The organism is Gelatiniphilus marinus (assembly GCF_042684345.1).
GTDB lineage: Bacteria > Bacteroidota > Bacteroidia > Flavobacteriales > Flavobacteriaceae > Gelatiniphilus > Gelatiniphilus marinus.
Map to the genome: position 1 here is coordinate 282,729 of NZ_JBHULK010000004.1, position 21,751 is coordinate 304,479.

The window sequence follows — 21,751 nt, forward strand, 5'->3', positions numbered from 1 at the left end:
AAGCCAGTGGTTTAATAGAAGATTTAACATTTTAAAGAGATTTATAAAAAGTTTTTAAATAAAAATTATATTTGTTAACTAAAACTATCCCATGAAGAACGGAATATTGATACTAATAGCATTTGCTGTTTTTTTTAAAACTGAAGCTCAAACTACCGTAATCCCAAATGATGACTCAAGAGTAATAACAACAGGGCTTCCATTTGTTTTAATTGCCTCAGATGCCCGGGCAGCCTCAATGGGCGATATGGGCGTTGCCACATCGGTCGATGCTTTTTCGCAACAATGGAACTCGTCAAAATACGCATTCTCTGAAACCAAATCCGGATTAGCAGTAAGTTACACACCTTATTTAAGCAAGTTGGTAAACGATATTTTTTTAGGAAATGTTACCTATTTTAACCGCTTGGATGAGCGTAGTGCATTTGCAGCAAGTTTCAGGTATTTTTCACTTGGAGACATCGAGTTTAGGGCAGATGAAATTTCCGAAGCACTCATTCAAAAACCAAACGAATTAACTATTGATGCATCCTACGCCTTACGATTAACCGATCAGTTCGCCATGTCTGTGGCCATGCGCTATTTGCGTTCAGACTTAAGACTGCCAGGAGTTGATGGTGATACAGAGGCTGCAAATACATTTGGCGTAGATATTTCCGGGTTTTACCAAAGTGAAGAAGAAGCCTATAACGATTTTAACGGGCGTTGGAGAATGGGGTTTGCCATCCAAAATATTGGGCCAAGGTTTAAATACGACGAAGGCGGACAAGAAAATTTTCAACCCACCATGCTGCGCTTAGGTACCGGATTCGATTTTATTTTCGACGAGTACAACAAAATTGCCCTAACAGCCGAAGTTGGAAAGCTATTGGTGCCAACACCGCCAACGTTAGGCGACGAGTATAATTTTACAGATAATAATGGTAACGGAACTTACGAAGAAGATATCGATGTTTTAGGAAGTAAAATTCAAGACGATGTTATTATTAGCGGAAAATCTCAAGACGTAAGCTTTCTATCAGGCATGTTTCAATCCTTTGGCGATGCCCCGGGCGGGTTTAGCGAAGAGTTAAAAGAGTTCACATGGTCCTTAGGTGCAGAATATGTATATCAAGATTCATTCGCTTTTAGAGCGGGTTATTTCAACGAAAGTGAAGAAAAAGGCGCAAGAAAATTTTTAGCACTCGGTGCCGGTTTTAAATACAATGTTGTAAATATCGATTTATCATACCTGTTCTCTGCTTCAAAAGTGCAAAGCCCGTTGGAAAACACCTTGCGTTTTTCGTTAACCTTCAATATAGGCGCAGAAACATACAGCGAGTATTAAAAAAGGCTCAATAATCTTCATCAACAAAAAAACTATTGCCCAAAAGCAATAGTTTTTTTGTTAACAATAGGCTGTCTGTAAATTCGTTACATCTGTTTTGTAAATTATTGTTTAAAAACATTTACATTAGCTTAAATCCTATTTTTTGAACATTAAAGATATTTTATGAAAGAAATAAAAATCGAATCTACCCTTTATATTTTTGAAGATTTAAATGAATTGCCAAAAGATGTTGTAAAATTGATGCATAAGGCCAAAGAAGCCAGAGAAAAAGCCTATGCGCCATACTCGAATTTTTATGTAGGTGCAGCGATTCTATTGGATAATAATCAGGTAATTACAGGAAGTAACCAAGAAAACGCCTCGTATCCATCGGGCTTATGTGCAGAACGAACAGCCATTTATTACGCTGGGGCAAAATACCCCAAAGCCAAAATAGTACGAATGGCCATAACAGCGGGTTCTAAAAAAAACAAAACCCTAAGTCCAATCCCGCCCTGTGGTGCATGTCGTCAAGCCATTGCAGAATACGAGGTTAAACAAGATGCACCCATAGAAATTTATTTTATGGGCGAAACAGGTAAAGTGGCTAAGTCTAATTCTTTGGCAAATTTATTGCCACTAGTGTTCGATAAGTCTGTACTATAACGTTTTAGTATAAAATTTACGATTTTCGGTTTTTTCGTTAGTGACTAAAGTGTTACTTTTGTTATCCGCTAATCCAAATTATAAATTGGAACCTAATAATGAAACCTCAAGAAGATTATTCTTGTGTGTTATTACAGTATTAAACAATTAAATTAAATGCAAAAAATAACCAAAGAAGTGTACCTAAAATGGTACGAAGACATGCTGTTCTGGAGAAAGTTTGAAGACAAATTAGCAGCAGTTTATATACAACAAAAGGTACGAGGGTTTCTTCATCTGTATAATGGTCAAGAAGCTGTTTTAGCTGGTGCTTTGCACGCTATGGATTTAACCAAGGATAAAATGATTACGGCATATCGCAACCACGTGCAGCCCATAGGTATGGGTGTAGATCCTAGGCGTGTTATGGCAGAGCTATACGGTAAAGCTACTGGCACCTCCCAAGGTTTAGGTGGCTCTATGCACATATTTTCTAAAGAACACCGTTTTTATGGCGGTCATGGTATTGTTGGCGGACAAATCCCTTTGGGCGCAGGTATTGCTTTTGGCGATAAATACCATGGTGTAGATGGCGTTACCTTATGCTGTTTTGGCGATGGTGCCGCAAGACAAGGCTCATTGCACGAAACCTTTAATTTAGCCATGCTTTGGAAACTTCCCGTAGTATTTGTTTGCGAAAACAACGGATACGCCATGGGAACTTCGGTAGAGCGTACAGCAAACCATACCGATGTTTGGAAACTTGGTAAAGGCTACGAAATGCCCTGTGGTCCTGTAGATGGCATGAATCCAGTTAAGGTAGCAGAAGCTTTTGATGAGGCCATAAAGCGCGCCCGCCGTGGCGATGGCCCAACATTCTTAGAGCTTAAAACCTATCGTTACAGAGGGCACTCTATGAGCGATGCGCAGCATTACAGGACCAAAGAAGAGGTTGAAGAGTATAAAAAAATAGACCCAATCACTCAGGTTAAAGCTACCATTCTCGAAAAAAACTATGCCACAGAAGACGATATTAAAGTTATAAACAAACGTGTTAAGGACTTGGTTTCAGAATGCGAGAAATTTGCTGAAGAATCACCGTTCCCGGAAAAGCACGTAATGTACGATGTGGTTTACGAACAAGAAGATTATCCATTTATACAACATAAATTATAAGCAATGGCAATAGTAGTAAATATGCCCCGTTTAAGCGACACCATGGAAGAAGGGACTGTTGCAACCTGGTTAAAAAAAGTAGGAGACAAGGTTGAAGAAGGCGATATTTTGGCCGAAATAGAAACCGATAAAGCCACAATGGAATTTGAATCCTTCAACGAAGGCACACTGCTTCATATTGGCGTTCAAGAAGGCGAAACCACCAAGGTAGATGCCCTTTTAGCCATTATAGGCGATGAAGGAGAAGATATTTCGGAGTTATTAAATGGAAGTAATAACGCTTCCGCGGAAGCGAAAAACCAAGAAAAACAAGAAGAAGCACCAGTTAGAACAGAATCAAAAGAAGAGGCTTCAACTAATGCAGGTTTACCAGAAGGTGTAATAGTGGTAACCATGCCCCGTTTAAGCGATACCATGGAAGAAGGCACTGTGGCAACATGGTTGAAAAAAGTAGGCGATACGGTTGAAGAAGGCGATATTTTAGCCGAAATAGAAACCGATAAAGCAACCATGGAATTCGAATCTTTCCAATCTGGAACGTTATTGGAAATAGGTCTGCAAGAAGGAGAATCGGCAAAAGTAGATGAGTTATTGGCCATTATTGGACCCGAAGGAACCGATGTTTCCGGTGTGGCGGCCAACTTTTCAGCAGCTCCAACAGCAGCTAAAAAGGAAGCAGCACCAAAAGTTGAAAACAATAAGCAAACATCTACAACTTCTGAAAAATCTACACCAAAACAACAAGCACCAAAACCAACACCAGTTACAGAAAACGGACGCGTTTTCGTGTCGCCATTGGCTAAAAAACTAGCCGAAGAAAAAGGCATTAACCTAACAAAAGTACAGGGCACAGGTGAAAACGGACGCATAATAAAGCGCGACATAGAAAATTACGAACCTGCAGCGGGAGCAGCATCAGTTGGTAAATTTGTTCCTAGCGGACAAGAAGATTTTGATGATGTTGATAATTCGCAAATGCGCAAAGCCATAGCCAAAGCATTAACAAACTCTAAATTCTCTGCACCACATTATTATTTAAGTGTAGAGTTCGATATGGAAAATGCCATGGCCTTCCGCGAGCAATTCAACTCCATTCCAGATACCAAAATCTCTTACAACGATATTGTAGTTAAGGCTTGTGCATTAGCTTTAAAGCAGCATCCGCAAGTAAACTCGCAATGGTTTGCAGATAAAATGCGCTTAAATAATCATGTACATATTGGGGTAGCTGTTGCAGTTCCTGATGGATTGGTAGTGCCTGTTGTACGTTTTGCTAACGAGCAAAGCTTACCACAAATAGGTGCAGCGGTTAAAGAGCTTGCAGGAAAAGCAAGAAACAAAAAATTAACGCCAGCCGAAATGGAGGGCAGTACCTTTACGGTATCTAACCTAGGTATGTTTGGTATCGATACGTTTACGTCGATTATCAATCAACCAAATTCTGCTATTCTTTCTGTTGGGAATATTGTTGAAAAACCAGTGGTTAAAAACGGTCAAATTGTGGTTGGGCATACCATGAAGTTATCATTAGCCTGCGACCACAGAACGGTAGATGGTGCAACAGGTGCTATGTTTTTACAAACCTTAAAAGGGTATATTGAGAATCCTGTTACTATGTTGGTTTAGTACTTCCGCGTAAGCGAAAAAAACTATTTAAATAAGATAAAAACCGATTTTATATTGATTAAAATCGGTTTTTTTATCTTTAAAAATTAAATATAAATTTATGAGAAATATTATACTGGTATTGAGTTTATTGCTTGTAATAGGATGTAAATCTTCTAAAATTCAACTTGCAACGCTTTCTGATGTTGAAAATAGTTTGACTTATTTAGCTTCAGATGAATTAGAAGGTAGAAATACAGGCAGCAAAGGCATAGAAAAAGCGGCCGTTTTTATTGAGGATTACTTCAAAAAAAACAACATAAAACCTTATTTTAAAACCTATCGAGATAGTTTTAATTTAAACGATATTGTAGGTTATAACGTTGTTGGTTTTATTGAAGGAAACGACCCAAAACTTAAAAACGAATTTGTTATTCTCGGCGCACATTACGATCATATTGGTAAAGGTAAAGAAGTTAATGGAGATAGTATTGCCAACGGTGCAAACGATGATGCTTCTGGTACGGTAGCGGTAATGGAATGGGCAAAATACTTTTCAAAAGCAAAAAGCAACAAACGGAGCCTGCTTTTTACTCTGTTTTCGGCCGAAGAAATGGGGTTAAAAGGTTCAAGCCATTTGGCTAAAAGACTAAAAAAAGAAAACCTAAATTTATATACCATGATTAATCTAGAAATGGTTGGTGTGCCAAGGGCAGAGGAAGAAATAATGGCATATATTACAGGTTACGAAAAATCCAGTATGGGCAAAAAATTAAACGACTACGCCCAAAAGGAAATTATTGGTTTTTTCCCTAAAGCCAAAGGTTTTCAGCTATTTAAAAGGTCTGATAATTATCCGTTTTACCAAGCTTTCAATGTTCCGGCCCACGCCATATCAACTTTCGATTTTACCAATTTTGATTACTATCACCACGTTGATGATGAGGCCGACAAAATGGATTTTAATCACATGACAGATTTTATAAATGTAATGATTCCTGCATTGGAAGGTATGATAAATTCTGCTTCACAAGAAATAAAAATTAACGATGAGTAACATAATAATAACAGGAACAAGTAGAGGTATAGGATTTGAATTGGTTCAATTATTCGCAAAAGCAGGACATAATATTTTAGCGCTTTCGCGGAACGATAAGCCTATAAAAGCTTTAAATTTTAAGAATGTAAACCCAATGGCATTCGATTTATCGGATGCTAAAGCTTACGCTAAAGTTGAAACTTTTGTAAAAGACCATTGGCAACAGGTAGATGTTTTGATTAACAATGCCGGTACACTTATTAACAAGCCCTTTGCCAAAACCATAATAGCAGATTTCGATCAGGTTTACAAAACCAATGTTTTTGGAGTTGCAGAACTTACCCGTATTGTTCTTCCTTTTATGAAAAAAGGGAGCCATGTAGTTACTATAAGCTCGATGGGCGGTGTGCAAGGCAGTATGAAATTTCCTGGGTTGGCAGCTTACAGCTCGAGTAAAGCCGCTGTAATAACTTTAACGGAATTACTCGCCGAAGAATACAAAGAATCAGGTATTTCGTTTAACGTATTGGCTCTGGGTGCTGTGCAAACCGAAATGCTCCAAGAGGCTTTCCCGGGTTATCAAGCACCAACCACAGCATTGCAAATGGCACAATATATTTTTGATTTTTCATTAAACGGCAATAAATATTACAATGGTAAGCTGTTGCAGGTTTCTAATTCTACACCGTAACTAATTAATTTTACTAATTTAAAGGAATAGAAAACCCTAATGCTGCGGCTCCAGAAACTTGTTCTATAGTAGGATGAAAGTAATAGGTAGCAGCAACTTCAATATTGTAATTTGGTCCTAAAGCTAAACCAAAAGACAAAGGAATGTGCATTAAAAAACCATTTTCTTTTTTGTTTACATTTGGTGTAAACGTAGTAAATGAACCTAAAGAGCCACCAATACCAATTTCTAAATATGGAGCAATCCATGGGATAGGTATTGAAACTCGGGCTTTACCACCAAACAAGAATGCCTTAGTGGTTACCTCAAATCCTGTTAGATTAGGGTCGCTAGCATTTTCATCATGCGATGTTGTTATGAATCCAGCGTAAGGACGCAATCCAAACCATCTTGTTAAACCAAAAACATATTCGCCTTGTAAGTAAAACCCTTTTCCGTATAAATCTAGTTCGTCACTAGTAGTACTAAATCCGTAACCTATTGATATATCAATATGTCTGCCTTTGTTAGGTTGCGCATTTGTAATATTAGAAAAAAGTACTGTGATGATAGTTAGGGTGGATATATTGCGAAAAATAAAATGCATTTAGTATTTTTTATAGCGTAATATCGTAATTTTTTTATAATTATTGCACATTGTTTTTTGATACTTTACTTAAGCCTCAGCATTAAAAAACACTTTGTAATAGTGCATTTTCTTTTCATCGTCGTAACCGCGTTCTAAATATTCGGCAGAGGCATCGGGTGCATCAATATCTAGTTTTATTTGTATGTTGGTATCTAGTTTTATGTCGGTTTTAATTTTCCGCTTTTCTTTAGTTACCACTTTTTCGGCCACATCAAATTGATTTCTAATAACTATGTTTTGTTCGCCTTCAAATTCTTTTTTATAATCTTCAAACTCCCTTATTTGTTTTTCTTCTTCAAAAAGTTCTTCTTTAAAACGCTCTACATTTACCACTTCGTTTTCTTTAAAAAAATCAATGGTTTTTGCTAAAAACGTGTTTTGTTCTTGTGCTCCATAGCTGGTTTTTAAAACCTCGGTAGAAAACTCTTTACACAACTCAATATATTGCTGAGTGTGGTTATTGGCATCATCGGCATATTTTATGTTTAAAAACTGATTGGTCCAATATTGCGCATCGTAGCCATTATTATCTACACTTAAAATAATGTTGCCTTCGGTATCAGATTGATTTAAAATTAAACAGCCTTTATCTACTTTTTTAGAGCTAATTCCCTTTTGTACCAAGACATCGTAACTGTTGTTTTCTAAATAGGTTTGAAAGAAGTTAACCTTATTTTCAATTTTGAAGATGCCAATGGCATTGGTGGTGATCTCGCCGTATTCAATGCCTTCAAACATGACAATTAAAACATCGCCAGTTTTTATTTGAGCCGAGGTTGATTGCTCGTACAAATGGGTAACGATATGTTTTGAAACTTCAACAAAAGCCTCGTCTTCATTAAATAGTTGAGTGGCGTAGCTATTAATTTCGTTTAATGCGATATTGGCATGATGGTTAAAACGATAACTTTGCACCAAGTTGCCAAAAGGTCTTAATAAAAACGGAAGCATTAATTCGTAACTGGCCTCATCAAAATCGACTGGCTTATCAGAAAATGCATTTTTTGTATCGTTAAATTTATTGCCGACTTTATGAATTATAAATTTTGAAATTGAGGCGTTTTTTCTTGAAATCATGTATAAAATATTTACTCTGCAATAGTAATGATTTCAAAACAAAAAGCATAAAAAAAGAACGCCAAAACATATAGTTTTAGCGTTCTAGATTTGAGGACTTTAGATTTGGTTATCGTTATATTTTTAATTTATTTAGTAAAGCTTGTAAGCTCAGAATAGCCCATAAGTTTTCCTTTTTTATTGTAGTTTTCGCTTTTAACAACGCCAACACCTTTGGCAATCCATTCTTTGTTTTTAAAATTCATTTTCATGCCCATTTTCATTTCAGTATCATAACTTAACACAAAACAATCAAATGTTCCGGCAGTTGTTGTTACAGATTCTTTGGCATCAACAGTTCTGTTAAGCATATCCATAGTCATATTCATTTTAATACCACTCATATTCAATGTCATTTTTAAATTGGCATCCTTTAGGGTTTGGCCCACTTTTAAATTGTTTGGAAACTCGACATTGGTACCAGACATTTCCATGTCCATATCTTTATATTGTTCAAACATATCTGGGTTCATTAGCGATTTAAAATCAATTGAAACACTATTGCCATCGCAGGTTACATTGTACTCTGTGGTGGTTACTTCTTTACCTTTGGCATCAGAGATTTTAGCCTTAATGTTTGCAACATTATTGTTTATGCTTGTTATCTCGTAATTAACAACACTTTCTTTTTTGCCTTTTTTATTGAAGCTTGTAATTTCAAACTTTGCACCTTCCTTAAAAGGGAAATAGGTACTGCAAGCATCTTGTGCCATTAAGGGTAAACTAAAAAAAAGTAAGCCGATTAAAGTGATTATTTTAATTTTCATAATAGTTATATTTTTACAAATTCTACACGTCTGTTTTGGGCTTTTCCGTTGGCTGTGGTATTATCGTTAACTGGTTGGGTTTCGCCTTTGCCATCAGTATGCAAACGGTTTTCAGCTATTTTATAAACTTTAATTAAAGCTTCTTTTACGGCATTTGCGCGCTCCTTTGATAGTTTTAAATTGGCGGTATCGCTTCCATCAGAGTCGGTGTGCCCAATAATATTGAGTTTAATGCTATTATCTTGCATTAAAACCTGCGAAATCTGGCGGATAATACCATACGATTGCGATTTTATTTTTGCCGAACCCGAATCGAATAAAATGCCATTTGTTGATACTTTGCCTTTGCTTAACAGTTCCCGCCTTAAATCTACGCCACCTTCAGCAACTTTTAGGTTTTTAATAAAAACACGCTCTTCGCCATCTTTAAGTCCATACACATGAAATTTTAAATAGTTTAAAACGTCCAGTTTTTCAATAAATCTGGGGATGTCAACATATTTCACCTCGTTTACCCAAAGTCTATAGCGTTTTTTGGTTACTGAAATGGCGATGTGTGGTTGGTTTTTTACTTCATCTCTTATATCGGCTGTTAAGCTGGAGTTTATCATTCCAGCTTTACCATCAAAATAATTAAAGGCCTGTATGTTAAAAGCACCATATTGTCCTAGAGGAAGCGATACCGATGTGTAATGCATTTTACCGTTAGTAAACGTATTGGTGTCGCTTAAAACAATATGCAATCTGGCACCAGATGAGGTTTGCTTGGTTATACCAGAGGTTAGCACATCAAACTCTATGGTGTAATCTTGAGGTAATTCGCTTATATCTGGGATAACATATAGTCGGTAACCTGCCTTAAGCTCAAACCAATTGCCTTCAACTTTGTTTAGTTTTACTATGGCGCCAGAGCCGTTGGTGTTCCATTTGCTTGGTAAATCGCCAATAAAGTCTTGCGAAAAATCGTCGAAAAATAAGAGTTTATCGCCAGGGACATAATCGAATTTGCTAATAACTTCTAAATTGTCAGAGATGTTTGAATTGGCTTCTTCTGTTTTACCATTTTGATTTGAAGACTCTGATGAGCTATTAGATTTTTCATCGCTTGTTGATGAATTATCAGATTCTTCTTCTTTTTCATCGCGTTCGCGCTGACCGAGAAGCAATTCTTTAGCCGTTTTTATACTATACGATAAAGCTTTTTTTGCCTTGTTAATCTGCAACGTAGCTTTAGCTTGCTTTAAAACATTGGCGCCGTCAATATCGCTTAAAATATCTGGAGCGCTGTCGCTTAACCCCGATAAGTCGTCCAAAGCGTCTTCCAAAACATCAATGTCGTTGTCGTCTAGCGGTGTGCCCGAGGCGGCATAACCATCGTATTTGTAAACTTTGTCGTACAAATTGAAAGATTGGGTTACAAAATTATCGACACTATAAATACCGACTTTGCTTTTTGGACGTTTTAGTTGTTTGGTTTGAGCGTAAGTGCTAGAGATAAAAAAGAGAAGCACCATCCCTAAAACGGGAATGCGGAGTGATTTTTTTGAGGGATTCATTGTAATTGTTTGATTAATAGCTGCCTTAAAGATAAAAATTAGTTTGCAAATGCAAAATCTTAAGGCCTATTAAATCGTAACTTTAATTTATTTGATATAAAATGATGGCATTGCTTTCTCCTTTTACAACAAATTCCAGATTGCGGTCTTTATCGATATTGTTCAGTTCGATTGGCGAATTTCCGTAAACCGGAAAGTTCGAAATGGGTTTAGCTTGACTATCGAAAAGGTATGTTTTTTGAGATTGCAAATCGGTTACCGAAACGTATATTTTGTCGTTTAAGTAAAATATTAACGGAGCGGTGTAATTGCCAAAATCCAGCTCAATTGTTCGAGATTTAATAGTAAGTTGGTTATCGGTTAGTGTAACAAGTGTTTTGCTTGTGGCTTGTAAATGATGATTGTTTGAAAGGTTCAGGTTTTGAATTGCCGTATTTCCCCGTGTATCTATCGACACTAAATTGCCATTTTTCGTTGTCGTTGTAAACTTGTTTTTGTGCAAATAAACACTTTCGTTTGAAAACGTATTTGGGGTTTTTGGCTTTACCCTGGTTTTTCCGGTGCGGTCTAAAATATACAGTTTGTCTTCGGTTTTAAACGTTAAATAATCTTTACCACCCATTCTAAAGTGTTTGGGTTGTGTAACTATAGTTTTACTGGCAGCTTTAAAGGTAAAACCATTTACAATTTTTGCACTAACATTGTACATAAATACCCTTTTGTTTTGGGTAACGAGCAGCCTGTAATTTTTCTTTTTATCGTAATCGAAAACCGCTAGTGGTTGCGTAATTTTATCGCTAAATTTTTTAGGAAAAGGTGCAACATCTTTCCCGTTTCTATCTATTACATAAACCCGGTTTGGTGTGGCAAAAACCAATTGTAGCCTACCGTTTTTATAAATATCTATTTGCTCGATATCGCCTAAAACGGGGCCTTGTAATTGTTTTTTCCAAAGAATTTTTCCTTTGTTAGAAATTAAATATAACCTATTGTTTACATCTTGCACCACAATTTCTTTTTGTTTGGTAATGTGGTTGGTAACAAACTGCGGATTGGTTAATAAATCGGTATCTAATTTTATGTTAAACTCTTCTGAAATAGAGTTTTGGTAGCTTCTTGTTTTTGCCTTTTTAATAACGCCATTTACATGTGCAAAATGGGTGTCGTAAATAAATTGTAAAGCCGAAGCCTTGTATTTGTTTAATTTATAATTTGAATTGCCTTCAATGTTTCTATCTAAAATCGTTTTTAAAATCGATGAATTTACAACCATTAACAACGACGATTGGTCGCTTAAATTTGCTTTAATGTTTTTAAAATAAGATTGGGCGCTTAACGTGGTTTTGTTTTGGTAATTTGCAATAATATTTTGAAGCATTTCTAAATTATCGGCAAACACAAAAAAGTTATCTATAACACAATATTTTGTGGCATCATTAAAAGCGATTAATGGGTAAAATGTATTTGAAAATAAATTAGGTTTACTAAAACCAAAAATTTCAATTTGTCTGTAAGTGTCAATAATATTCAGCTCGCTTAGTAAAGCATCTTTGGTGGCAATAACATCGATAGAATTTAAAATTACGGCGCGCTTTTCGTCTTCGTAAATCGTACCAATTTCTGTAATATTATCAAAAAGCGTAGTGGAAGCAATCGAATCTTTTTTGTTGAATTTTGATAAGTTGGCTTCAAAAGCATTAAAATCATTAAAAGTAAAACTCATAAAACCATCGCTATTTGAAGGAGTTATATTTTGAATGTGATTTTCTTGCGGAATGTTGTCCTTAAAAATATTAATTAAGCTTTTAGTTGAATCGGTTGCTTTGGTAATTCCGTTAATTAAAATTTCATCTTGACTTACATTGGCATCAATTGCAAAATAATTCGAGAAATTTTCAAAACTTATGGAATCTTCAATAAAAAGAGATTTAATAAATTCATTTTCATTTTTAATGATAAAGGACAACGATTGGTCTTTATCTGTGGTGTTGTAAATTTTTTCTAATTCGGTATTTTTTCGGGTATTTAAAAAAGCCGCATCAATTATTTTTTTTGAAGACGATGCTATAAACATACTGTCTGTAATTGTGCTGTAAAATGTATTGTTGTTTAAAGTTGATTTTGTGATGGACTTGTTTTTGGAAACTAAAGTTTCTTCAATATAATTGGGTAAAGAATCTGTTTTGAATAAATTTTTGTGATATTTAGTTATAATTGAATATTGTAAACTATCGTTGTTTTCTTTTGAAAAACAAATAAATAGTTCGCCTTTGGGATGTAAAAGCGATAAAGATTCTAATTTGCTTTCTAAGTTTTTATACGAATTGGTTTTTGATAGTTTTTTAATAACATCGTTATTTTGAATAGCGCTTTTTAAACTTTCAATATTCGAGGTTTTTAAAACTACCGATGCGTTTTCCGGAATAAAATGAATGGGTTTAGTTCGGTCTGTTTTAGGGTTTGAGCAACTAAATGTTAGTATTAAGAGGGCAAAACAAAAGAATCTCATGAGGGGAATTAATTAAAAATAATGCCTTGGCCTGTTGTGGCAAGGTTTCGGTTAAAGAAATTATTTATAGTACAAACCTACATATTTTTCATCTTAAATAGATACAAAGTTTTTATAAAGTACAAGAGCGTGTATTAAACTAAATATCTAGTTTTAATTGCTCTGGTAAAAGTCTAAACGATTTTCGGTGGTATTTGGTTATACCGTATTTTTTAATAGCTTCTCGGTGTTCTTTTGTGGGGTAGCCTTTGTTTTGTTTCCAATTGTACATCGGGAATTCTTCGTGTATTTTGTTCATATACAAATCCCGATACGTTTTTGCTAATACAGAGGCGGCCGCAATGCTTAAATATTTACTGTCGCCTTTAACAATGGTTTTAAATGCTACATTGTTAAAAGGTTTAAACTTGTTGCCATCAACAATTATAAATTCCGGTATTGGTTTTAGTTGTTCTATAGATTTGTGCATGGCCAAAATAGAGGCATTAAGAATATTAATGTTGTCTATTTCGTCTTGAAATACATGTGCTACACCAAAAGTAAGGGCGCCAATTTCTATAATTGGCTTTAAAGTGTATCTTTTTTTTTCGCTGAGTTGTTTGGAATCGTTTAAAAAACCATTCGAAAAATTTTCGGGAAGTATTACGGCGGCAGCGGTAACGGGGCCAGCAAGACAACCGCGACCAGCTTCGTCTGTGCCGCATTCCAATGCCTTATTTGAAAAGTTTTTTAACAACATGGGTATAAATATTGTCAAATCTATAATTTTTACGGCTATTTATTATGTATGCATAGTAAATTTATTTCGATTAATACGAAAAATGCATTTTTGATTATTGAATTCTTAGTATTTGCGAGTTATTATAAAATTATATTTATTGAAGGCCTTGTATTTTTATTAAATATAAATTTGAACAGATGTTAATTATTGCTTTAGTTAACATTTTTTTAGTGTATTTCTTTGTTTATTTAATATATTATTAAGAAGTTTGCGTTTGACTAACTCAAAATAATTGTATATATGAAATTAAAGTTGACATGGATGTTAACGCTAATAATGGCGTTTTCAATTCAATTCTCTAACGCACAAGAGAAAACTATTTCAGGAGAAGTAACATCGTCTATTGATGGTTTGCCACTGCCTGGAGTAAGCGTAATAGTTAAAGGAACGACTAGAGGAGCGCAAACAGATTTTGATGGTAACTATACCATTAAAGCTTCTGCTGGTGAAGTTCTGGTTTTTTCGTTTGTAGGAATGAAAAACGTTGAATCTATTATTGGAGCAAGCAATACAGTTAACATTTCCATGCAAGAAGACATAGCCGCTTTAGATGAAGTGGTGGTGGTTGCTTATGGTACGCAGAAAAAAGAAGCCTTAACAGGTTCTGTGGGTGTTGTTGAAACAGAAGCCTTAGAGAAAATTGCTACTTCTAATGTGGTACAGGGTATTGTTGGTAAAGTTGCAGGTGTGCAAGTTATCAATATTTCCGGGCAACCAGGTGCAGCGCCAACCGTAAGGATTAGAGGTGTGGGTTCTATTAATGCAAGTAGCGAGCCTTTGTATGTTGTAAACGGAGTGCCGTTTCAAGGGGATATTAACTCTATAAACTCGAACGATATAGAGTCTTTTACAGTGCTAAAAGATGCAGCTGCTGCTGCCTTATACGGTAGTAGAGGTTCTAATGGTGTAATTATTATTACAACCAAAAAAGGTAAAAGGGATGCGGTCTCTATTAACTTAGATGTTAGTACTACTTATTTAACAAGAGCGACTAAAGATTACGACGTAATTAAAGAACCTGGTATGTATTATGAAGCGCACTTTTTAGCGATGAAAAATTTCTTGATTACTACGGGCGAGACGCCTGCAGATGCGGCTAATTTAGCCGCTGCTAATTTGATTCAAGACAACATAGGTTCTGGATATAGCTTAGGGTATAATAATTATGATGTGCCTGATGATCAGCTAATAAATCCTGCAACAGGTAAATTAAATCCTAGCGCAAATTTATTATACCATGACGATTGGGACGATTATATGTTTAATAATTCGTTTTCTACCAAGACCTTTTTAAGTGTTTCTGGTGGCTCTGAGAATTCTAAATATTATTTCTCATTAGGTCATCAAGATGATAAAGCTTATACTATCAAATCTAATTTTGAAAGAGTAACAGCTAATATGTCTTTAGAGCAAACCATTAAAGAAAATCTTACTATTGGAGGAACAATGAATTATGCGCATACAGTTCAAAACGCTCCTGATCAAGGAGGATATGCTGGTGCATTTACCTGGACTCGTTCAATTGCACCAATTTATCCGGTGTTTGGTTATAATCTAGACGGGTCTCCTGTTCTAGATTCTAACGGAGTTCAAGTTTACGACTATGGTGATGGGCAAACCGGTACACCGCAGATAAGAAGGTATGCGGCTTTTGCTAACCCTTATGCAACGACGTTATTGGATATTAAAAGAAGAACGAGTGACAATTTAAACGGAAACATTTTCTTAAAATATGATTTTTTAAATGATTTCTCTTTCCGGTACAATGTCTCAGCAGACTTAAGAAACCATAATAGAGTAAGTTATGATACGCCATTAGGTGGAGATGCTTATGGTGTTGAAGGTAGATCCACTCCAAGAGCCTCTAGAGATTTTACGGTAACACATCAACAGTTATTAACTTGGAATAAGAGTTTTGGTAACCATAGTGTAGATGTTTTAGTAGGGCATGAGTCAAGCGAACAGAAGTTTGTGTATTTGGATGCGCAAAAAACAAAATTTTTATTACCTAACGAGTCAGTATTGGATTATGGTGTTAACTTTCAGTACATAAATAACTATGAGTTTGATTATAATATCGAAGGGTATTTGTCTAGAGTAAATTATGATTTTAGCGACAAGTATTTTATAAATGCAAGTTACAGAAGGGATGCCTCTTCGGTATTTCATCCAGACAACAGATGGGGTGATTTTTATGGAGCAGGAGCTGCATGGAGAATATCTCAAGAATCATTCTTAGACAATGCAGACTGGTTGACAGAGCTTAAGCTTAAAGCAAGTATAGGGCAACAAGGTAACGACAGAATATTATATTCTGATTTAGCAGATAATGATAATGATGGATTTGCCGATAGAAATTATGTAGCTTATGAAGATCAATACTTTGTGTCAAACAACAATGGCAATATTGGACTAAGTTTACAGTACCAAGGAAATCCAGATTTAACTTGGGAAACTTCAACCAATTTTAATGCAGGTTTTGAACTAGGATTATTTGATAACAGAATTACTTTGGATGCTGAGTATTTTAAAAGAGATGTTTCAGGTTTATTATTTAATACACCACAACCGCCATCTTCTGGTTTGCCAAGTTTCCCAGAGAATGTAGGAGACATGGAAAATGTAGGTTACGAAGCAAGCCTTAATGTTGACATTATCAGATCAGAAGATGTAAATTGGTCTATTAATGTTAACGCAACACATTTCGAGAACAAAATAACAAAGTTGCCAGAAGGTAAAGAAACTATTGAAAATGGCGCATTTGAACTTGAAGTAGGAAGATCTCAATTCGAATATTTCTCAAGAGAATATGCAGGGGTTAACCCTAATAATGGAGCTGCTTTATTTTATAAAGATATATTGGATACAGATGGTAATCCAACTGGCCAGCGAGAAATAACAGAAGATTGGGCTGATGCCGATGAGTATTTTATTGGAAAAAGCGCATTACCTGAATTGTATGGTGGTTTTGGCACCAGCTTTAGTTATAAAAACTTTAGCCTAGGCTTACATTTTGCCTACCAATTTGGAGGTTACGGTAGAGACAATACCTATATAGAATTGTTATCTGGTGAGGCTGGAGAAAACTTACATAAAGATGTATTTAACACATGGACTATCGATAATCCAACAGCATCTTTACCATTGGTAGTACCAAACAATGATTTAAATTACTATGCGACATCTAATATTAGACTAATCGAATCTGATTACTTGAGCTTGCAAGATGTAAATATATCATACAATCTAAATGATGATATTACAGAAAAGTTAGGGTTAACTTCTGCAAGAATATATATTAACGCTGGTAATGTTCATTTATGGTCTAAAAGACAAGGCTATGATCCAAGATTAAGTTTTACAGGACTTAATACTGATACTAATTTCTCATTAGTAAGAAATATAACATTTGGTTTAAACCTTAAATTTTAAATTATGAAAAAGAAAATTTTATTAAGTTTATTCGCAATTGCTTTATTCTCATGTGAAAAAGAATTCCTTGACACAGAGTCTAAACAATATGTGACTCAAACACAATTGGAAGAGTTGGCAAACTCCTCTCCAGAAGCACTTTTAACAATCAACACAGGTGTTGAAGATGGACAATATGCCTTTTTTAGAGAATTCTCTACAAACTTTGAAGATACAGGAAGCAGACACGACGACTTTGGTCAAATGTCAATCAACCTAGGTCTAGATTTAATGTCTAATGATATGGTACAAGTTACAGATCATTGGATGGGCAATTATTATGCTTACAGAGGCAGGACACAAGATTTCTCTACAACTAGAATTATCTGGAATTTTTATTACTCTATAATAAGAAATGTAAATTCAATTGTTGCTCAAATACCTGTAGATGCTACTGATGATAGATTAGTTCATTTACGAGCCAGAGCACAAGCATTAAGGGCATATAGCTATTTCAACTTAATTAGAATATACCAACATAAATACCAAGGCAATCAATCTGCTCCAGGTGTACCGCTTTATGACGGAGCTGATATTGTTATTCCTTCAAGAGCAAGTGTACAAGAAGTTTACGATTTAATCATAGCAGATTTAGAAAATGCATATGCTTCTGTTGATGGGTTTGTAAGAGACTCCAAAGAAAAGCTAGATAAATCTATTATTGCTGGAATTTACGCAAGAGTGCTTTTAGAAACAGGAACAAACGATACAAAATGTGTCCAAATGGCTGCTGAAGCTAAAGCGGCAGGGTCTTTAATGAGCTCTTCGGCATGGTTAAACGAAGGATTCTCGCAAATATCAAATTCTGAATGGTTATGGGGGTCAGACATTAATAATGAGTCCTCTACGGTTTATGCATCTTTCTTTTCACAAGTGGCAAGTTTAAATCAAGGTTACGCAGGGTTATTGGGAGTACACAAAACTATCGACAAAAGATTATATGATGCCATTCCAGCAACTGATTCTAGAAAACAGGCCTTTGCTGACGACGGTACATACATTAACTATAAGTTCAGGGATTTTACATTTTTTGAAGGCGACTATGTGTATATGCGTGTAGCAGAGATGTACCTTATCGAGGCAGAAGCTTTGGCAAGAAGCGGCAACGATTCCCAAGCTGCTCAAGTACTTTACAATTTAGTAAGCACTAGAGATTCAGGCTATACATTATCTACGAATACCGGTCAAGCTTTAATTGATGAAATTCTATTACAACGAAGAATAGAATTATGGGGTGAAGGATTTGCTTGGTTCGATATGAAGAGAAACAACGTGGCTCTAGAAAGAGATTACCCAGGTTCTAACCATGCTTCTTTTGGTAAAGACAATTACGCTGCAGGTGCAAAGGAATTTTTATTCCAAATACCTAAACGTGAATTAGATAATAACATTGATATTAATGACGAGGACCAAAATCCTCTATAATAACCTAAAAATATAAAGAAGTATGAAAAATAAATTAATATACGGGTTTCTTTTTTTATCGATGCTTGCATTTACATTCGTAAGTTGCGAAGAAGAGGGAGTACTTCCGGTTGAAATACCAAATGCTATTTCGTTTAATGCAGAAGGGGCTGATATTCTAGTTGAAGAAACAGGTACAACCTATGCTATTGAAGTGCAATCAACTACAGTGTCTAACACAGCAAGAACAATTACAGCTGTTTTAAATACGGCAGAATCTACAGGTTTACCAGCTGAATATAACTTTAGCGGAACAATAACTATTCCAGCTGGAGAGACAGTAGGGTCTGAAACAATAAGTTTTAATTTCAGTGAAATGCCAATTGGACCAACAAGGACATTGGTTTTTGATTTAGAATTGCCTGATGATGGAACATTTCTTAATACGGCAAGAGCAACCCATACCATCGGTTATACAGCAGTATGCCCTTTATCGGGGCCACAGTTAACAACGGTAAGCTTTACTTTCGATCCTTGGCCAGAAGAACTTAGTTGGTCAATAACAAACGATGCTAACGGGCTTGTAGTAGCAACTGGTACAGGTTATGATGGATTGACTTCATATAGTACAGACGTATGCTTAATTTCTGGTAATTACACATTCACTATTGAAGATGCTTACGGCGATGGAGGAGCACTTTATGAACTAACCCAAAACGGGAATGTAGTTATTTCAGGAGGTCCTGCTTATGGCACCGGAGAATCACAATCATTTTCCATTTCTATTTAATATAGAGTTATCCAAATATTTTAAATAAAGAAAGCCAGCTAAATTAGCTGGCTTTCTTTATTTAAAATATTTACTTAAAATTAACGTTCAAATAATTACTTTTGCTTCCGAAGATTAAATTATGATGAGATTAATTTTAGTATTGTTCATGGTGTTTTCGTTTAGCAATGTAAACGCACAAGTAAAACCTAAGTTATTAAAAGGGGCAGACACCTTGTCTTTAAAATCTCAAGATAGTTTAAAAACATCTGGTAAACCTACATCTAATAAAAGTCAACTGGATAAATTAAAAAACAAAAAAGAAGAAGAAAAAGCCAAAATACAAGACTACCTAATTATCTCCCATAAAAACGACACCACGTATGTTGATACCACTTTAACCATCCAAAAGGAATATAAATTTAATTATCTACGAAAAGACAATTTTGGTTTAATGCCCTTTTCAAACCTGGGGCAAACCTATAACAGTTTAACCTATAATTTTGAAAACACGGATTTAATGCCAAGTTTCGGTGCTCGGGCTAGACATTTTAATTATATGGAGGTAGAAGATATTAACTATTACCGTGTACCTACACCATTAACCGAATTGCTCTACAAATCCGCTTTCGAGCAAGGGCAACTAGCCGACTCCTTCTTTACGGTAAATACATCGCCACAATTTAATTTTTCAATAGCCTATAAAGGGCTACGGTCTTTGGGCAAATACCAGCACTTGTTAACCAGTACAGGAAATTTTAGGTTCACAACAAACTACCAAACAAAAAACAAACGATACGCTGCTAGGGCGCACATGGTAACCCAAGATTTGCTTAACCAAGAAAATGGAGGGCTTAGAGACGACGATATGGTAGAAAATTTCCAGAACGGAACCCCAGAGTTTTTAGACCGATCCATCTTAGAAGTAAATTTCGAAAATGCAGAAAATATTCTAAAAGGCAAACGCTTCCATTTAGAGCATACCTATAATATTATAAACAAAAAAGATTCGCTTTCAAAAAACAAATTAAGCATTGGTCATATAATATCCTTAAAAGATAAATCCTTTCAATACGACCAATCAACAGCAAATACAAGTTATTTTGGTACCGCCTTTTCAAGTTCAAAATTCAGAGACCGCGTAACGCTCGAAAACCTATACAACCAACTCCAACTAAATTATAGCAACAATATACTTGGCGATTTACAATTCAATATAAGTAACAATAATTACAACTACGGTTACAATAAAGTGGTCGTATTAAATGGCAACAACATAACCAACAGGTTAAAAGGCGATGTGTTTTCAGCAGGAGGAAAATACCACAAGCATTTTAAAAACTTCCAATTGCATGGCGAATTGGGCGTAAATGTTTCGGGCGATTTCGAAGGAAACTATATAAAAGCACACGCCACCTTCAAATTAAATAACGATTTATCGGCAACGGCGTCCTTAAACCATAGCTCCAAAGCACCAAATTACAACGTACTGCTATACCAAAGCAATCACGTAAACTACAATTGGCAAAACAATTTTAATAATACCGAAACCCAACAATTGGCGTTTCAGTTAAAATCAAAAAAAATAGCCAATATATTAGTCGATTATTCAACCATAACCGATCACACATATTTTAAAAGAGACAGCACAGGCATTCCAGAAGGCGAGTTTGTTCCAATCAAACCCTTTCAAAACAACAAAACCATAAGCTATCTCAGGGTTAAATTAGAAAAAGAAATAAAAGTTGGCAAATTCGCACTGCACAACACTTTAATGTACCAAAACACCCAAGACGAAAACAAGGTGCTAAACGTACCCGAGCTCACCACGCGCAACACCCTATATTATGCAAGCCACGTATTTAAAAAAGCCATGTATTTGCAAACAGGCATAACATTCAACTATTTCACCGCATATAAAATGAATGCCTACGATCCGCTATTGGCAGAATTCTACGTACAAACCGAAAAAGAATACGGCAACTTCCCACGACTGGATTTCTTTATAAACGCAAAAATCCGTCAAACCAGAATTTATTTAAAAGCCGAACATTTCAACTCAGCATTCACGGGCTACAATTATTTCTCGGCACCAAACAATCCTTACCGCGACTTTACCGTACGCTTCGGATTAGTATGGAACTTCTTTATGTAAACATTTTTTGGGCGTTCCCCTTCGGGTCGGGCTTTCCGTTTCAAGTCCTCGCTGCGCTTCGGGCTATCCACTTCAATCCCTAACGCGCCTTTGCGCCAGGGCCCTTAGCATCCGCCAAGGCCCCTGGCTC

Annotated in this window: 16 protein-coding genes; 10 read left to right on the forward strand and 6 right to left on the reverse strand. The window is 35.7% G+C overall.

The window, feature by feature from the left end:
• Positions 1 to 91 precede the first annotated feature (91 nt).
• The 6 genes from porV (at position 92) to ACFSQS_RS11965 (ending at position 6,465) form a co-directional block, all read left to right on the forward strand.
• Positions 92 to 1,327 (forward strand): type IX secretion system outer membrane channel protein PorV, encoded by a 1,236-nt coding sequence (gene porV, locus ACFSQS_RS11940; RefSeq protein WP_388019042.1) that lies wholly within the window; start codon positions 92 to 94, stop codon positions 1,325 to 1,327.
• A gap of 165 nt (positions 1,328 to 1,492) precedes the next feature.
• The gene (gene cdd, locus ACFSQS_RS11945) at positions 1,493 to 1,975 is read left to right on the forward strand and encodes a cytidine deaminase (RefSeq protein ID WP_388019045.1); all 483 of its coding nucleotides are present in this window, start codon (positions 1,493 to 1,495) and stop codon (positions 1,973 to 1,975) included.
• 156 nt (positions 1,976 to 2,131) lie between these two features.
• Positions 2,132 to 3,130, forward strand: a complete 999-nt coding sequence (gene pdhA / locus ACFSQS_RS11950) for a pyruvate dehydrogenase (acetyl-transferring) E1 component subunit alpha (protein WP_388019048.1) — start codon at positions 2,132 to 2,134, stop codon at positions 3,128 to 3,130.
• 3 nt (positions 3,131 to 3,133) lie between these two features.
• Complete coding sequence (locus ACFSQS_RS11955; RefSeq protein ID WP_388019051.1) at positions 3,134 to 4,756, forward strand: pyruvate dehydrogenase complex dihydrolipoamide acetyltransferase; 1,623 nt, start codon at positions 3,134 to 3,136, stop codon at positions 4,754 to 4,756.
• Positions 4,757 to 4,856: 100 nt separating this feature from the next.
• Entirely contained in the window at positions 4,857 to 5,792 is a 936-nt protein-coding gene (locus ACFSQS_RS11960; RefSeq protein WP_388019054.1) for a M20/M25/M40 family metallo-hydrolase, read from the forward strand.
• Complete coding sequence (locus ACFSQS_RS11965) at positions 5,785 to 6,465, forward strand: SDR family NAD(P)-dependent oxidoreductase (protein ID WP_388019057.1); 681 nt, start codon at positions 5,785 to 5,787, stop codon at positions 6,463 to 6,465. The genes ACFSQS_RS11960 and ACFSQS_RS11965 overlap by 8 nt, the downstream gene beginning before the upstream one ends.
• 13 nt (positions 6,466 to 6,478) lie before the next feature.
• Here ACFSQS_RS11965 and ACFSQS_RS11970 read toward each other — a convergent pair whose 3' ends face one another.
• The 6 genes from ACFSQS_RS11970 to ACFSQS_RS11995 form a co-directional block, all read right to left on the reverse strand.
• Positions 6,479 to 7,051, reverse strand: coding sequence for an outer membrane beta-barrel protein (locus tag ACFSQS_RS11970; RefSeq protein ID WP_388019060.1), 573 nt, complete (start codon positions 7,049 to 7,051; stop codon positions 6,479 to 6,481).
• Between the two features lie 69 nt (positions 7,052 to 7,120).
• Positions 7,121 to 8,170, reverse strand: coding sequence for a nucleoid-associated protein (locus ACFSQS_RS11975; RefSeq protein WP_388019063.1), 1,050 nt, complete (start codon positions 8,168 to 8,170; stop codon positions 7,121 to 7,123).
• A gap of 128 nt (positions 8,171 to 8,298) precedes the next feature.
• Positions 8,299 to 8,976, reverse strand: a complete 678-nt coding sequence (locus tag ACFSQS_RS11980) for a TapB family protein (RefSeq protein WP_388019066.1) — start codon at positions 8,974 to 8,976, stop codon at positions 8,299 to 8,301.
• A gap of 5 nt (positions 8,977 to 8,981) precedes the next feature.
• Positions 8,982 to 10,532: an OmpA family protein gene (locus tag ACFSQS_RS11985; RefSeq protein ID WP_388019069.1), complete on the reverse strand. Its 1,551-nt coding sequence runs from the start codon at positions 10,530 to 10,532 to the stop codon at positions 8,982 to 8,984.
• A gap of 82 nt (positions 10,533 to 10,614) precedes the next feature.
• Positions 10,615 to 13,041 (reverse strand): ribonuclease HII, encoded by a 2,427-nt coding sequence (locus ACFSQS_RS11990; protein WP_388019072.1) that lies wholly within the window; start codon positions 13,039 to 13,041, stop codon positions 10,615 to 10,617.
• A gap of 139 nt (positions 13,042 to 13,180) precedes the next feature.
• Positions 13,181 to 13,780 (reverse strand): ribonuclease HII, encoded by a 600-nt coding sequence (locus ACFSQS_RS11995; RefSeq protein ID WP_388019093.1) that lies wholly within the window; start codon positions 13,778 to 13,780, stop codon positions 13,181 to 13,183.
• 282 nt (positions 13,781 to 14,062) lie between these two features.
• On the opposite strand from ACFSQS_RS11995, the gene ACFSQS_RS12000 reads away from it, so the two are divergent.
• The 4 genes from ACFSQS_RS12000 (at position 14,063) to ACFSQS_RS12015 (ending at position 21,621) form a co-directional block, all read left to right on the forward strand.
• Positions 14,063 to 17,254 (forward strand): SusC/RagA family TonB-linked outer membrane protein, encoded by a 3,192-nt coding sequence (locus ACFSQS_RS12000; protein ID WP_388019075.1) that lies wholly within the window; start codon positions 14,063 to 14,065, stop codon positions 17,252 to 17,254.
• 90 nt (positions 17,255 to 17,344) lie between these two features.
• Positions 17,345 to 18,718, forward strand: coding sequence for a RagB/SusD family nutrient uptake outer membrane protein (locus tag ACFSQS_RS12005; RefSeq protein ID WP_388019078.1), 1,374 nt, complete (start codon positions 17,345 to 17,347; stop codon positions 18,716 to 18,718).
• Positions 18,719 to 18,740: 22 nt separating this feature from the next.
• Entirely contained in the window at positions 18,741 to 19,487 is a 747-nt protein-coding gene (locus ACFSQS_RS12010) for a hypothetical protein (RefSeq protein WP_388019081.1), read from the forward strand.
• 121 nt (positions 19,488 to 19,608) lie between these two features.
• Positions 19,609 to 21,621: a putative porin gene (locus ACFSQS_RS12015; RefSeq protein WP_388019084.1), complete on the forward strand. Its 2,013-nt coding sequence runs from the start codon at positions 19,609 to 19,611 to the stop codon at positions 21,619 to 21,621.
• Positions 21,622 to 21,751: the final 130 nt, after the last annotated feature.

Coding starts and splice junctions, on each gene's coding strand:
- ACFSQS_RS11990 (WP_388019072.1), bottom strand. CDS start 13,041: ATGAGATTCTTTTGTTTTGCCCTCTTAATACTAACATTTAGTTGCTCA.
- ACFSQS_RS11955 (WP_388019051.1), top strand. CDS start 3,134: ATGGCAATAGTAGTAAATATGCCCCGTTTAAGCGACACCATGGAAGAA.
- ACFSQS_RS11985 (WP_388019069.1), bottom strand. CDS start 10,532: ATGAATCCCTCAAAAAAATCACTCCGCATTCCCGTTTTAGGGATGGTG.
- ACFSQS_RS11995 (WP_388019093.1), bottom strand. CDS start 13,780: ATGTTGTTAAAAAACTTTTCAAATAAGGCATTGGAATGCGGCACAGAC.
- ACFSQS_RS11965 (WP_388019057.1), top strand. CDS start 5,785: ATGAGTAACATAATAATAACAGGAACAAGTAGAGGTATAGGATTTGAA.
- ACFSQS_RS11975 (WP_388019063.1), bottom strand. CDS start 8,170: ATGATTTCAAGAAAAAACGCCTCAATTTCAAAATTTATAATTCATAAA.
- ACFSQS_RS12015 (WP_388019084.1), top strand. CDS start 19,609: ATGATGAGATTAATTTTAGTATTGTTCATGGTGTTTTCGTTTAGCAAT.
- cdd (WP_388019045.1), top strand. CDS start 1,493: ATGAAAGAAATAAAAATCGAATCTACCCTTTATATTTTTGAAGATTTA.
- porV (WP_388019042.1), top strand. CDS start 92: ATGAAGAACGGAATATTGATACTAATAGCATTTGCTGTTTTTTTTAAA.
- ACFSQS_RS11970 (WP_388019060.1), bottom strand. CDS start 7,051: ATGCATTTTATTTTTCGCAATATATCCACCCTAACTATCATCACAGTA.
- ACFSQS_RS11980 (WP_388019066.1), bottom strand. CDS start 8,976: ATGAAAATTAAAATAATCACTTTAATCGGCTTACTTTTTTTTAGTTTA.
- pdhA (WP_388019048.1), top strand. CDS start 2,132: ATGCAAAAAATAACCAAAGAAGTGTACCTAAAATGGTACGAAGACATG.
- ACFSQS_RS12000 (WP_388019075.1), top strand. CDS start 14,063: ATGAAATTAAAGTTGACATGGATGTTAACGCTAATAATGGCGTTTTCA.
- ACFSQS_RS12010 (WP_388019081.1), top strand. CDS start 18,741: ATGAAAAATAAATTAATATACGGGTTTCTTTTTTTATCGATGCTTGCA.
- ACFSQS_RS11960 (WP_388019054.1), top strand. CDS start 4,857: ATGAGAAATATTATACTGGTATTGAGTTTATTGCTTGTAATAGGATGT.